Origin of the sequence: Pseudarthrobacter sp. PvP004, from assembly GCF_017876035.1 — a bacterium.
GTDB lineage: Bacteria > Actinomycetota > Actinomycetes > Actinomycetales > Micrococcaceae > Arthrobacter > Arthrobacter aurescens_A.
Genome location: NZ_JAGINL010000002.1, coordinates 47,902 through 61,547, shown reverse-complemented (window position 1 = coordinate 61,547; position 13,646 = coordinate 47,902). Strand labels below are relative to the sequence as shown.

The following is a 13,646-nucleotide window of genomic DNA, read 5'->3' as shown; positions in this document are numbered from 1 at the left end:
GTGGCGCGTGCGACCTGCTATCTCAGGAACCAACAGGGGGAACGCCTTGCCGCTAGCGGATGAACTGCACAACCATCTTTCTACCTTTGAGACGGCTCCTTTCCTCTTCGTTGGTAGCGGCATGTCACGGAGGTATATCCAGTCAGAGACCTGGGCCGGACTGCTTTCGCGGTTTGCTGCAAAGCTGGATAAGCCGTATGCCCAATATGCCTCTGCTGCTAATGGCGACTTCCCCGCCATCGCCACCGCCCTTGCAAATGATTTCCACCCACATTGGTTCGCGTCGGACGACTACGCTCCCATGAGAATCATCCATTCGGAGCCCCAGTATGTAAGTACGCCGCTGAAGATCGAGATTTCCGAGTACGTCAAGGATCTTATGCGCAACCTTCCCGGGGAAGGCCAGGAGTTTGACGAGCTTGAGTTGTTCAAGAAGTCAGTTATCCAGGGGATCATCACCACGAACTACGATCCGCTACTGGAGCACCTGTTCCCTGAGTTGGAAGTTTACGTGGGACAGGAAGATCTTCTTTTCAGTAACCCGGAAGGGGTTGGGGAGATCTACAAGATTCACGGTAGTTACACCAATCCTGACTCGCTGGTGCTGACACAACAGGACTACGAGAATTTTGGTGATCGCAATGCTTACTTGGCCGCGAAGCTTCTCACTATATTCGTGGAGCACCCGGTCGTCTTTCTCGGCTACTCTCTCTCCGACAAGAACGTTCGTGAGATCCTGATGAGCATTGCCAAGGTACTGACGAAGGACAACATCGGGCTTCTTCAGAACCGTCTTATCTTCGTTCAGTGGGAGGAGAACGCCACGGATGCACGGATAAACAAGACTGTTATCCCCATGGATACCCTGTCACTGCCCATCCTGGAAATCACCGTGTCTCAGTATGAGGACATTTTTATGGCTCTCTCCACGCTGAAGGAGCGGCTTCCCCTCAACCTCCTGCGCAGGGTCAAGAAGCAGGTGACCGAGCTGGTCCTGACGAGCGCTCCAAAAAACAAGACCTACGTGATGTCAATTGATGAGGCCTTCAAGAGCGACGAAGTCGACGTTGTGATCGGCATCGGTGTTCACGACAAACTGACCATGACAGGCCAAGGGATCGTAGGTCGGGATCGATACGATCTCCTCCGCGACATCATCAATCCGACTCTCCCTAGCGACGCTGAGTCGATGAAGCTAGTTGTCTCCCATGTCTTGCCAAAGAATCTCCCCGGGAAGACGAACACGCCCATCTACAAGTACTTGAGGTTATCCGGGTACCTAAAACCCGATGGAACACTAGCGTCCGAAAACGTTCCAACAAGGGTTCGATTACGGGTAAGCCAAGGCATGAAGTTCTTCGAGGTCACCCAACCACGGGAGCGGAGGCACTTTCAGGCGTGGGCGGACAGAGTCTCGAATTTTTCGGTCTTCCTGCAAGGAAACCATTGGTATGACGTGGCCCGGGTCCTGCCCTTCATGGACGTATCCAAGATAGACATGCAGGTGCTTCACGCCGCCCTGAAGAAAGAGTTAGATGCCCCGGGCTTCGTGATGTACACGGGGATAGCCAAAGCCATCTGCATCTACGACCTCCTGCTTCACAAAAAGGAAGTCGCCGCTTAGCGACGAGCTTGTGACCAACGCCCTGTTATCTGTGGACTCATCCTCACGAGGTTCGGGTCCGGAGGGCGATAGGGTAGTAGCTCTATCCGAACTGGATATCTGCAGTGTGTATTGGGCCACCCAACCTTGGGTCGTCCTGTAACGGCGCGGACTTCAGCATCCAGGCAACCGAGGCCGGGGAGTACGTATCAGCTGGTCCTAATCTGCAAAATCTGCAATCGGATCACTTCAACCTTACATAAGCTTCGTTATCGGCGTTTGAGAATGGCTGGGGGAGCAGCGTGAAAGGGGCGGTTTTACCGGCCGAACCGGCAGTCAGCAATTTCCTGTTCACCACCGTTGAAGGCGGCCGGATCCCGTACCGGCATTCCGGCAGTACACTCAGCCACTTCGACGGTGACCAGCAATAGCAGCACCACAGGCCCTGCCAGCCCCTCACCGGCGAGGTCGCGCCAACGTCCCTTCAACGGGACAGTTGACACTCCTCCTTGCGATGGACCTTGTCCTAGACCAGGGCGCAGCAGCAAAACCGGCTTCTCGACATTTGCTGCGGATTGCTGATCATCCTTGCCCCCGGGGCCGCCCCCCGATCCGTGTTCACTACGGCTCCTGCCGCCGGACTGATATCCCGCACTAACAGGGGCCCCTGCGGAGAGCGCGATTTTGATCGAGCCACGGTTCTGCGTGCCTGCTGTCACCGCCGATCGTGGTGCTGGAGCGCCCTGGTCGCTGCGCTACCCTCGTTCCAGAAATGTCCGCGCGGCATCCAGGGCGATTCTCCACCCCTCACTTGTCTCGAGTTGCTCCTCCAACGCTTCATGCGCGGGAAGCAGACCAAGTTGCCTTTCACGGACATACAGGGTGACGGAACCGGCGGCCTCATCGTCTATCCGGAATTCCACCAAAGCGGCACCCCGAAGCGGGCACCCGTCGGCGGCCAAGGGTTCCTAGCGGTAGACAGCACGGCGGCCCTCGACCGCGGAGACCTGACGCAGAAGGAATGAACCAAAGTTCACACCGTCCACAGCCCACAGGCGCGAGCTCCTCGACTCAGTCCTGGGCGGGTCCTTCGCAACTAGGTCTATAAACAGGGTTGGTTCGCGGATCAGTTGCCACACCCGGTCAGCACCTGCATCAATGGACACACAGGCATCCAGTGGGCCATTGTCGGTGCGCCGCGGCGACCGTATGGCCAGAACGGACGTCGATGCGTGGTCGGCGGCGGGAAGGAAGCGCAGGGAGCCGGGCCCAACGGTTTCGTCATGGCCGTCGCAGCTGATTCTTGGCCGGGAAAACGCTCGCGTGGAGCCTTCAGTAGTGCCTGATAACACAGGAACTCTCATCGCCGTCACGATGGCCGCTTACTCAACCACGGTACCGAAGAGATACCCGCACGGTGACGACCCCAAACCATCGGGAAAGCGGGCTGACCGGGCCTCCAGCGCCAACAACGAAGAATACGGTGCAGGCATGACCCCCGAACAGCATGGAACAGAAGCACCTGGGGAGCAGGAAGCTGCCCCCAGCTCAATCGTGGTCTGCCCGGACGGGCCCCTGATTGTTCGGGGTGACTTTGCGATCCTCACTCCATCCGGCGGCGCCGTGCCGCGGGACCGGAAAACAGTTGCGCTGAGCCGATGCGGAGCTTCGGCCATCAAGCCGTACTGCGACGGCACGCACAAGCTCATCAGGGTTCCGCACCGAACGCCCTGCCGGATAGCTCCACGGCCAGGCCATGCAGGCACTGTCGGAGGCCGACGCAGGCCATTGGCGGTGACAGTGGACAATAATTCGTCCGTTTCAGCACACGGGGTGAATGTGTCAATCTGATTCAGGACCAGCCTAACGTGAAAATGAAGTCTGTTTGCTTTGCTTTCAGGCTGCTGTCCGGGGTTCGAGGGTTACGGTATAGCCGAGGGCTTCGAGTTGGTGGATGGCACGGATCTGTGTTTGGGCGGGCCGTTGGCGGATGAAGTAGTCCGGTCCGGGATCGGTGTAGATTTCGCCGTTGGTCAGCATGTGCCAGATGGTCGTGAGCATCGAGTGTTGGATGGCGACAAGTGCTTTCATCGGACCGCGCCGTGATTTGATGCGCCGGTATTTCGCCCCGAGGTAGGTGCTTTGGGAGCGGGAGACCGATAGTGCGGCGGTGCCCAGGGCACGTTTGAGGTAACGGTTACCGGGTCTGGTGCCGGTGGGCTTGGCCTTTCCAGCGGATTCGTTGGCCCCGGGGGCGGTGCCGGCCCAGGAGACCAGGTGCCCGGAGGTGGCGAAAACGGCCATGTCGGCTCCTGTTTCGGCGATGATGACCTCGGCGATCCGGTTGCTGATGCCTGGGATGCCCGAGAGCAGTTCCCGGGCCGGAGCGTAAGGCGTCATGAGGGCTTCCAGTCTGGCTTCGACGCGTTCCAAGTCTGCGGTTTGGGCATCGATTCGGTCCAGAAAGAGCTTGGCCATGAAGGCGTGGTGGTCGTTGAATCGTCCGGTGAGTGCTTCGATTAGTTGGGGGATCTTGGTGCGCATCCTTGCCTTGGCCAGTGAGGCGAGCGTTTCCGGATCGTCTTCACCGCGGATCAGCGCCTCCAGCATGGCCCGGCCGGAAGCCCCGGTGATGTCGGTTGCGACTGAGGAGAGTTTGATGCCTGAGCCCTCCAGCATCTTCTCCAACCGCTGGATCTCCCGGGATCGTTCATCAGTGATCGCTGTTCGGGCACGGGTCAGATCACGGATCCGGCGGATATCGGCCGGCGGAACGAAACAGCTTCTTACCAGTCCGTGGGCGCCGAGCTGGGCCAGCCATGCGGCATCAGAGACGTCGGTCTTGCGTCCGGGCAGGTTTCTGGCATCGCGGGCATTGACCAGTTGCACGTTGAGCCCGGCTTCTTCAAGGATGAAGTAGAACTGACGCCAATAGTCGCCGGTGGCTTCGATCACGATCAGGCCGACCCGTTCTGTGAGGAGGTATTGGGCCAGTTCGTGCACCTGGTTGGTCATCGAGGTCCACGTCGTGGTCGTTTGTGTGATCTTCCCGCCGGTGGCAACACGCACACAGGCTTTGGCATCGCGCTTGGAGACATCAAGACCGGCGCATCGTTCGTAGAGGACATCCATGATTCGGCCCTTCCTGCCGCGATCGGATCGTTCGAACGTGTTCCGGACGAGAGGGCATGAAAGGCAGAAATCTAACGTTCGTGCTCAAAGGCAACAGTCCACGGTCCCCGCGGACAAGGGCCCTCCGCCACCAAGCTAATACGCGGGCTCGCAGGCACCATAGGAAAACCAGGGACGCATCCGGAACACGCTCCCAGTATCGGCCCGGCAGCATACGCCCGAAAGGGTCAAGCACTGCAGAAAGTTGAGGAACGCACCATTTTCCCCTTCCATGGAGGGACGCGGCAGCGGGCCTGGGGAGCTAATACGTTCCATACTGACATACGGCTATTAATGGGGCCTTGCGGCAAGGTATCCAGGGTCGGGGATCGTCAAGAGGCTTTGGGCGCACTCGAACTTTCGGGGTGGTGAGGGACCGATAGCTAAGGAATGAGAATGCCTTTCCCTTGGAGTCGGCCCTCTTCAAGTTCCTGATGCGCGCGGGACGCGTCTGATAGGGGGTATTGAGTGCTCACCAGGACCTTGAGCGCATTGCTCCCAGCAGCAGTGAAGACCTCCGAGGAGCGCCAGCGCCGCTCGACGGCGTTTTGTAGATGCGATGCCATGGAAGTCACCGTGAGAGTGATTGACTTAGCAGCTATCGTTCCTTGCAGGTCGACGGGAGGGACAGGACCCGAGCGTTGGCCGAACGACACCAAGGTGCCGCGAACGGTGAGCGAGGCAATTGACTCAGTAAAGGTCTCCTTACCGATGCAGTCGTATACAACATCGACCCCGCGTCCATCGGTAAGGTTGCGGACGTCCGTGTTGAAATCGGCGCGACGGAGGGTTTGATCTGCTCCGGCTTGAAGAGCAAGGGCTTCCCTTTGGTCCGTCGGCGCAGTAGTTATGACCCGGGTGCCTTTGGCCTTGAGCAGTTGTATCAGGAGCAAGCCCAATTCGTCTCCGTCTGTGTTGACCAGCGCCGTGTGATGGCCAGCGGCGGCAAACGAGGAATTTGTCAGATAGTGGGCAGTCAGCCCTTGGAAAGTCAGTGCGGCGGCGGTGACATCGTCGACGTCATCCGGTACTGGCAAAGCTCTTTCCGCGTCGACAAGGGCGTATTCCGCGTAGCAGCCGGTGCTTTCTGCCGTAGCTATGCGGTCGCCCTCCTTGAATTCCTCAGCCCCTTCGGCTGCTTCCACAACAGTGCCTGAGGCTTCCGTGCCGGGTATGTAGGGATAAGTGGCCTCGCGCGCGCCTCTGCGTTCAATGATGTCTCTGAAGTTGATTCCAGCAGCGGCCACCCGCACCAGCAACTGCCCCCGCTGAGGGACAGGGCGTGGGACCTTTAGGTAGCTTAAGACTTCGGGCCCGCCGACGCGGGTGGCAACGATTGCGTGGGGCATAGCGTCCTTGGTGTGAGTTCAGCCCAAGCCGGGCGAGCTTTCTAGACATTTTCCGATGAGCACGGGTATGGGATGCCGCACAAAAGATGACAAGGGTTACTTAGTTGTTTTCGGCCGCCTGCAGGTTCAACGCCACGTCGACGATCATGTCTTCCTGTCCCCCTACATAGCCGGCTTTGCCCACTTCCTGGAGGATCTGCCAGGCCGGCACTCCGTAGCGTTCTGCTGCCCGCTCTGCATGGATAAGGAATGAGGAATAGACCCCGGCGTAGCCTTGCATGATTGAAGCACGGTCCATGACTGGCATGCGGGTAATGATAGGTTTCACAATGTCTTCCGCAGCGGCCATCAGACCCTGGGTATCTACGCCCGTCGAGATATTGAGCCGGTCGAATGCTGCAGCAAGTACTTCCGTGGGCGAATTGCCTGCCCCTGCTCCCAGGGCAACAAGGGTGCCGTCGATCTGCCGCGCACCAGCGCGTACAGCGAAGACCGAATTGGCGACGCCGAAGCTCAGGTTTTGGTGGCCATGGAACCCTACCTGCGCATCGGCACCGAGTTCGGTCACCACGGCCGCGACCCGATCGGAGACATCCTCAAGAATTAGGGCGCCGGCTGAGTCGACGACGTAAACGCACTGACATCCGGAATCCGCCATGATGCGGGCCTGCTTGGCGAGTTCCTCGGGACTGGCGCGATGGGAGAGCATGAGGAACCCTACGGTTTCCATGCCTAAATCCCGTGCGTGGGAGAAATGTTGCGTGGAGATGTCCGCTTCGGTGCAGTGGGTCGCGATCCGCGCAACTGTTGCGCCGACGTCGTATGCCTGGTTGAGGTCGTGAATGGTGCCCAGGCCCGGAAGCATGAGCACGGCGATCCTGGCGCGTTTGGCTTCATCGACGGCGGCCTTGATGAGTTGAAGTTCCGGCGTCAGGGAAAACCCGTAGTTGAAGGACGAGCCACCCAGGCCGTCTCCATGGGTCACCTCGATCACTTCGACACGGGCATCGTCGAGTGCCCGGACTACGCTTCGTACGTGCGCTTCGGTGAATCGGTGACTCATTGCGTGTGAACCATCGCGCAGGGTGGTATCTGTCAGGCGGATGCTTGAACCGCTGTTTTCCGTAGGGGTCATGATTGGCTCCTGGTGTTCTCGGTGGAGGCGGTGACGAGCTCAGACTCGTCCATCTTCTCGGCAAGCAAGTCTGCAGTGCGGGTTGCTGCCGCAGTGATGATGTCCAGGTTGCCGGCATATTCGGGAAGGTAGTCCGCGGCACCTTTCACCTGGACCCACACGCCTACCCTGCCGGCACCGTTCCAGTCGTCGCGGGCGCTATCGAACTGTGGTTCGATACGCAGTTGGTATCCCGGAACGTATTCGCGTGTTTTTTCGACTGCCTCGTTGATCGCAGCCCGGATCCGCTCCTGGGTCGGGCCCGCTTCGGCCGCTGCTGCCGGTATGGCGCAGTAGATGGTGTTCCTCATGATCATGGGCGGTTCCACCGGGTTGATGATGATAATTGCCTTGCCCTGCTTGGCACCACCGACGACTTGGAGCGCCTCTGCGGTAGTTTCCGTGAACTCATCGACGTTGGCCCGTGTGCCGGGGCCAGCAGACTTCGACGCTATGGATGCCACGATTTCCGCATAATCCACTGGGACTACCGACGAGATTGCGGCGACGATCGGCGTCGTCGCTTGGCCGGCGCAGGTAATCATGTTGACGTTCATGGTGTCGGTGATGGATTCCAAATTAACTACCGGGGCGACGTAGGGTCCCACCGCGGCAGGGGTGAGGTCGATGGCCCGGATTCCCGCCTCCCGGTACTTCGGGGCATTCGCGGCGTGGGCTTTAGCGGAAGTACATTCGAACACGAAGTCTGGTTTGTCCTCCTGCGCCAGCAGCCACTCGACGCCTTCTGAAGAGACTGTCACGCCGAGGCGGGCTGCGCGGGCAAGGCCGTCAGAGTTGGGGTCGATGCCGATCATGTATTTGACTTCGACGTTTTTCGAGCGTCGCATGATCTTGAACATCAAGTCGGTCCCGATGTTGCCTGAACCGACAATTGCGGCGGTCTTCTTGGCCATGTGGGTTTCCTTTGATTGGTAGCCGTCGTTATGCGTGGGCTAGGTGAAGTGGATTGTCAGGGATCCAAGGTCGCCGAAGTCTGCGGTCGCGCTGCTGTCAGCAACCACCGGAAAGGCCTTGGTGAATGACCCCGGGAGGACAAGGTTTCCGGCTTCCAAGGCAACGCCTTGTTCTCCCAAAATGTTGGCCAACCAAACCAGCGCCAGGATCGGATCACCCATGACAGCCTGGCCAGTACCGGTTTCGACCGGATGGTCGTCAATGCGCAGGGTGCATTCGACCTGTTTGAGTTCGTCGACGCGGATATCCAGCGGCGTCCGGCCAACTGCGATGGCGCCGCAGGAAGCATTATCCGCCACGGTGTCCACCAATCGGATATCCCATTCAGCGATGCGTGAATCGATGATTTCGATCGCAGGGTAGACGGCTTCCACGGCATCAACTGCTTGCTGGTAGGTGACACCGGGGCCCTGGAGTGCCTCTTTGAGCAGGAAGGCAAACTCTGGTTCAACTTTTGGAGAGATGAAACTGTCGCTGGGGATTTGTGCTCCGTCGTGATGGACCATGTCTTCGAAGAAGAAGCCGAAGTCGGGCGAGTCGACGCCAAGTTGTGCTTGCATGGCTTGGGAGGTCAAGCCGACTTTCCTCCCGGCGAGAATCCGACCGGCTGCCTGGTGTTGCTTCAATTGGTCGGCCTGAACCTCGTACGCATCCTGGGTGGTCATGGAGGCCAGCCGGTCACGCAGGGGTGGCACAGGGGCTCGGGTAACTGTGGCGGTGAGCAGCTCCTGGGCGAAGCCCTGCAGGACCTCTTCCCGCCGCTGCCCGGTCTTGATGGTTGTATGCATTGTTGTTCCTATCAGCCGGTGAAGACTTGCCGGTTTGTCGTTGTTGGCAGCTGGAGGTTCCATGGACGGTCCTCGACTGGCTTATCTATGGCCCGTGGGGCTCAATGCCGGCGTGGATTTGTTGTGCTGCTGCGATTCCCTGTCCCATTGGGCTGCTGCAGTGCCCTCTTCTCTCAGCACGGTTTTCCGCACTTTGCCGTTTTCGGTTTTCGGGAGGTCCTGAACGATGCGTATGAAGCGCGGGATCGCGTACTTCGCAAGCCGAGGCTCGCAAAAGGCTTCGATGTCGCTGAACTCCAGGGGTTCCTTGGTGACGATTGCAGCCATGACTTCGTCTTCACCGAGTTCGGAGTCCACGGCGAAGACTGCGGCTTCGCTGATCAGAGGGTGTTCGAGAAGGACGTGTTCTACTTCGGCTGAGGATATGTTCTCGCCCCTGCGGCGGATGACGTCCTTGATCCTGTCCACGAACCGCACCCAGCCGTCTGCTTCCACCACAACGCGGTCCCCGGTGTGAAACCAGAGGTCCTTCCAGGCCGCGACGGTGGCTTCGGGCATCCGATAGTAGCCAGTGGCGAAGGCATGGGGTTGGTCGCTGCGCAAGAGAAGCTCACCTGGTTGTCCGGCGGGAACTTCCAGCCCGTACTCGTCGACGACGCGGGCACTGAAACCGGGCTGCACTTTTCCCATAAAGCCGGGCCTTTGCTCGCTCCGGCTGGAGGCCACGATTGAGTTGGTTTCGGTTGAACCGTAGCCGTCCATCAGGGTAATCCCGAACCGATCGCGGAAAGAAGCCAACAACCCGGCAGGTGTTGCCGGAGCGAGCGCGGCGACCACTCCGTGCGCCCGGTCCAGTGGAGTGGGTGGTTTGCTGGCGAGGATGCTCACCATTGCGCCGAGCAGATACGTGAATGTCGCGCCTGCACTGTGAACATCCGACCAGAACCGCGAGGCCGAGAAGCGAGGTCCCAGGACGTATTCAGCGCCGCTGACCAGTGCTTGGCTGAAAGCATTAAGGGCATTCGTGTGGAAAAGCGGCAAGCAGGTGTAGAGCACGTCCTTGTCTGTAAGCTCAAGCTGCTGGGATACGTTGACGCCCCACCAGTAGAACTGGCCCTGCGGGCATTGAACACCCTTGGACACTCCGGTGGTACCGGATGTGTACAGGATTGCGGCAGTGTCGGCCGGAAGCACGGGTACAGGCTCGGCTCGCGAATCCGGCTGGGGAAGACCAGTTACGGGGTACCGGCTGCCGAGACTGGGATCCGGCTCATCCAGAAGCCAGATCTGTCGCAATGATGAAAGCTCCGGAATGCGGTCCACATGCTCAAGCAGTGCACTCTCCGTGACGAGAAGCGACGACTCGGAGTTGGCAAGAATGTGGTGAAGCTGCTCGCCGCGGGCGGCTGTATTGATGGGAACAGCTATGGCGCCCACCCATGCGCACCCCAGGATGAGGTCCAGGAGTTCCACCCGGTTAGAGGACATCAACGCCACACGGTCACCGGGACGGATGCCGTGATTCACCAGAACTCCTCCGGCCAGCGCAATGGCTTCCAGCATTTGCTGACCGTCACGGCGCAGGGATCCGCAGCGCAGCAGCGGTGCGTTGGGGCGCTCTATTGCCCGGTTTATCAGCAGGCCGGGGACTGTCATCGAGGCAGGCCCCGAACCTGCGCGGTAGGTATCGTCGAACATGGTACTCCTAGACTTCAGTTCTCTGAAAAGGTACGTAGCCCGCAAGGGCGGTTTCTTGGCTGGCAGTGTTAGTGAGACTGATTCGGTCGCCTGCTTCCACTGTTCCCCCTTGAATCCGGGCAATGAAGTGGAGGTCCTCGAGGCACGCTACGGTGGCTGTTTGCTGCCCGCTCGAAAGCAGGGTGACAGATTCCACCAGCCCGGAGTCGACCTCGTCATCAATGAATGATGACTCGAAGCATGTGGAGCAGATGAGGCGGAACGGGAAGTATGCCGCCCGGCAATTGACGCATCTTTGAAAAACAGCACTCATTCAGAAGCCTCCAAGACTGCTAGGTTTGCGCACGCACCGTAGCGGTACAGCACCATGCCGTAGCCGCTTACTGCGGCCAGTTTCGCTTGCACCTGCCGGTCGCCCCCTTGTCCCCGCAGTTGCCTTACGGCCTCCACGAGGCCATGCATGCCGCCAGCAGATCCTGCCTGCCCAGCGGAGAGCTGCCCTCCAGAGGTATTGATGGCCAGTTCCCGGGGCTGAATCCGGGACCTGATGAATTCCGGGATGTCCGCGTTCTCTCCGACCGCTCCCATGTCCACGAGCTGGGCGACCACCATTGCCGGATAGTCGTCGTAGACACTTATGAGGTCCACATCCTCCGGGGACACGCCCGCTCTTTCCCATGCCAAGGGTGCGCAAGACCGCAAGCCGGTGACCAGGCCATCGCCCGCCTGGTTGTCCGAATTGTAGGAAGCGGTGGTCGAAAGAATCTTCGCCCTACGCTGTCCGGTTGCCCTCTCGTCCGCAACCACCACAACGGCGTCGGCACCTGTAACAGGGGGAACACAGTCGAAGCGGCCCAGGGGTTCGGCAACCAAAGGAGCGGCAAGGTACTCCTCAAGTGTCAAAGGTGCGCGGTACACCGCCCCTGGGTTCAGGCCCGCCCATTCCCGCTGGGCCACTGCAATGCGTCCGTAGTCCTCCCGGGCCAGTCCAAACTTCTCCATCTGGCGGGTAGTCAGCATGGCAAAAAGCGCGTTGGGACCTGACATCGGCAACGGGGTCAAATGGTCAGCCGTGGCCCGGTTGTACTTCGCAACGAGGTTGGCGAAGGCACCATGGTCCATGAGATCGCCCGCAGCGAGTACAACGACCGAGGCGTCGCCTGCTTCGATGGCGTGGACTGCGTGCTGCAGCATGTTCCCGGCGCTGGCACCACCGTTGGTATCTTGCATGAGCCACGTCAGCTTCAGACCCATCCTCCATGCGAGGTCGATAGCGTGGTCTGGGTCCAAGGTGAAGCTTGATACCGCGAAACCGTCGACGTCGTTGGGGGAAAGCCCGGCATCTTTGAGCGCGCGGCTCACCGCGTCAACGAGTGTGCCCGATGTTGTGGTCCCCAGTCGTGGATGCCGCGTATACGGAGATTCGCCGGCGCCGATGATGGATACTGCCATGTCTGGTTCTCTTCTGTTCAGTTGGGGTGGAGCCCACGGAGTGCCACAGTGGGGGCTCCGGCAGGTATGGACGAGGCTAGCGGCGGCCGACTCTAATGTCGTCGATGTGCTTTTGGGTATCCGTAGGGGATGTTCGGTGCTGGCCTACATTCCGGGAAAAGGCCAACGCAATCAGTGTGATGGCAGCGAGGCCGATCGCGTACAGGGCAACCGGCGTTGAGCTGTTGTAGGTCAACAGGAGTGCGGTAGCGATGAATGGTGCCAGTCCGCCGGCAAAAACAGCTGCTACTTCGTGTCCCAGTGCCATTCCTGAATAGCGCACTTCGGGGCTGAACAGTTCGTGGAAGAAGGCGGGCTGGGCCCCGATCATCGCGGCGTGGCAAATTCCGTTTCCGATGAAATAGGCGAGAACAATAAGGCCTGGCGAGTTCGAGTCGATGAGCCAGAAGAAGGGGAAGGCCATGAGTGCCAGGGCGGTGGCCCCAATTGCGTAGACTTTTCGGCGGCCGATCTTGTCGGATAGATGCCCAAAGAAAACAATGGTGCAGAATGCAAACAGCATCGAGAGCATGACGCCCAACAGCAGTGTTCCCCGTTCGACTCCCACATGCACACCGTAAACAAGTGAGAATGACAGCAGCAGGTAGGAGCCGCCGTTTTCTGCCATCCGGAGCCCCATGGCGACCAGGATCTCCTTGGGGTGCGTCCGCAGTGCCGCCAGTACTGGCAACGCGGCCCGTTCGCCGTCGTTCTTGACCTGCTCGAATTCTTTGGTCTCCGGCAAGCGGAACCGGATGTACATTCCCACGCCGAACAACAGGATGCTCAAGAGGAACGGCAAACGCCAGCCCCACGCCAAGAATTGTTCCTCTGGAAGTAGCTGGGCGAGATAGAAAGCCGCCGAGGCGAGGACAAACCCGAGGGTAACGCCGCCCTGGCTGAAGGCCGAAAACAAGCCGCGGCGCTTATCCGATGAGTTTTCGCTGATGATCAGAACGCCGCCGCCCCACTCACCGCCGGCAGCGATGCCTTGAAGAACACGCAGAACGACCAGCAAGATAGGTGCCCAGATGCCTACCTGCTGGAACGTGGGCAGCAGGCCCATCAGGAAGGTGGCGATACCCATGATGGTCAGGGTCAACACCAGGGCCGTTTTCCGGCTCACCCGGTCACCGATGTGACCGAAGAGAATCCCGCCAAAAGGACGGGCAGCGAACCCAACCGCGAAGCCTACGAAGGCTCCCAAAGTACCAACAAGCGGGTCAGTGCCGGCCGGGAAGAACAGTTTTCCGAATACGATGGCAGCCGCCGTCGCATAGAGGAAGAAGTCGTACCATTCGAGCGAATTCCCGATGAGGGATGCAACGATATAGCGCTTAATTCCATGGCTTTTGGCGTCGCTGGCGCCTGGGGCTTTTTGTGACATGAGCGTCTCC

At 59.5% G+C, this 13,646-nt stretch carries 12 protein-coding genes; 3 read left to right on the top strand and 9 right to left on the bottom strand.

What is annotated here, in order from left to right; translation table 11 throughout:
- Positions 1 to 7: 7 nt before the first annotated feature.
- Positions 8 to 1,624, top strand: a complete 1,617-nt coding sequence (locus J3A64_RS23000; protein WP_210066382.1) for an SIR2 family protein — start codon at positions 8 to 10, stop codon at positions 1,622 to 1,624.
- 296 nt (positions 1,625 to 1,920) lie between these two features.
- Here the strand turns inward: J3A64_RS23000 and J3A64_RS22995 are convergent, their stop codons facing one another.
- Positions 1,921 to 2,106: a hypothetical protein gene (locus J3A64_RS22995; RefSeq protein WP_210066380.1), complete on the bottom strand. Its 186-nt coding sequence runs from the start codon at positions 2,104 to 2,106 to the stop codon at positions 1,921 to 1,923.
- Between the two features lie 336 nt (positions 2,107 to 2,442).
- Between J3A64_RS22995 and J3A64_RS22990 the strand changes: the two genes are divergently transcribed.
- Positions 2,443 to 2,628, top strand: coding sequence for a hypothetical protein (locus tag J3A64_RS22990; RefSeq protein ID WP_210066378.1), 186 nt, complete (start codon positions 2,443 to 2,445; stop codon positions 2,626 to 2,628).
- Between the two features lie 313 nt (positions 2,629 to 2,941).
- Positions 2,942 to 3,454, top strand: a complete 513-nt coding sequence (locus tag J3A64_RS22985) for a CDGSH iron-sulfur domain-containing protein (protein ID WP_307807234.1) — start codon at positions 2,942 to 2,944, stop codon at positions 3,452 to 3,454.
- A gap of 45 nt (positions 3,455 to 3,499) precedes the next feature.
- On the opposite strand, the gene J3A64_RS22980 is transcribed toward J3A64_RS22985, so the two are convergent.
- The 8 genes from J3A64_RS22980 to J3A64_RS22945 all read right to left on the bottom strand — a co-directional run bounded on the left by J3A64_RS22980 (position 3,500) and on the right by J3A64_RS22945 (position 13,636).
- On the bottom strand, positions 3,500 to 4,735 hold the full coding sequence (locus tag J3A64_RS22980; protein WP_210066376.1) for an IS110 family transposase: 1,236 nt from the start codon (positions 4,733 to 4,735) through the stop codon (positions 3,500 to 3,502).
- A 422-nt stretch (positions 4,736 to 5,157) separates the two neighbouring features.
- Positions 5,158 to 6,123: a quinone oxidoreductase gene (locus tag J3A64_RS22975; RefSeq protein WP_210066374.1), complete on the bottom strand. Its 966-nt coding sequence runs from the start codon at positions 6,121 to 6,123 to the stop codon at positions 5,158 to 5,160.
- A 100-nt stretch (positions 6,124 to 6,223) separates the two neighbouring features.
- A complete protein-coding gene (gene dmpG / locus J3A64_RS22970; protein WP_210066372.1) occupies positions 6,224 to 7,258 on the bottom strand; it encodes a 4-hydroxy-2-oxovalerate aldolase in 1,035 nt (344 codons plus the stop codon).
- Positions 7,255 to 8,211, bottom strand: a complete 957-nt coding sequence (locus J3A64_RS22965; protein ID WP_210066370.1) for an acetaldehyde dehydrogenase (acetylating) — start codon at positions 8,209 to 8,211, stop codon at positions 7,255 to 7,257. Before J3A64_RS22965 ends, dmpG begins: the two co-directional genes overlap by 4 nt.
- A gap of 39 nt (positions 8,212 to 8,250) precedes the next feature.
- Positions 8,251 to 9,060, bottom strand: a complete 810-nt coding sequence (locus tag J3A64_RS22960) for a 2-keto-4-pentenoate hydratase (RefSeq protein WP_210066368.1) — start codon at positions 9,058 to 9,060, stop codon at positions 8,251 to 8,253.
- An 81-nt stretch (positions 9,061 to 9,141) separates the two neighbouring features.
- Complete coding sequence (locus tag J3A64_RS22955) at positions 9,142 to 10,758, bottom strand: ATP-dependent acyl-CoA ligase (RefSeq protein WP_210066365.1); 1,617 nt, start codon at positions 10,756 to 10,758, stop codon at positions 9,142 to 9,144.
- A gap of 309 nt (positions 10,759 to 11,067) precedes the next feature.
- Positions 11,068 to 12,210, bottom strand: coding sequence for a thiolase family protein (locus J3A64_RS22950; protein WP_210066363.1), 1,143 nt, complete (start codon positions 12,208 to 12,210; stop codon positions 11,068 to 11,070).
- Positions 12,211 to 12,286: 76 nt separating this feature from the next.
- Entirely contained in the window at positions 12,287 to 13,636 is a 1,350-nt protein-coding gene (locus tag J3A64_RS22945) for an MFS transporter (protein ID WP_210066361.1), read from the bottom strand.
- Positions 13,637 to 13,646 lie beyond the last annotated feature (10 nt).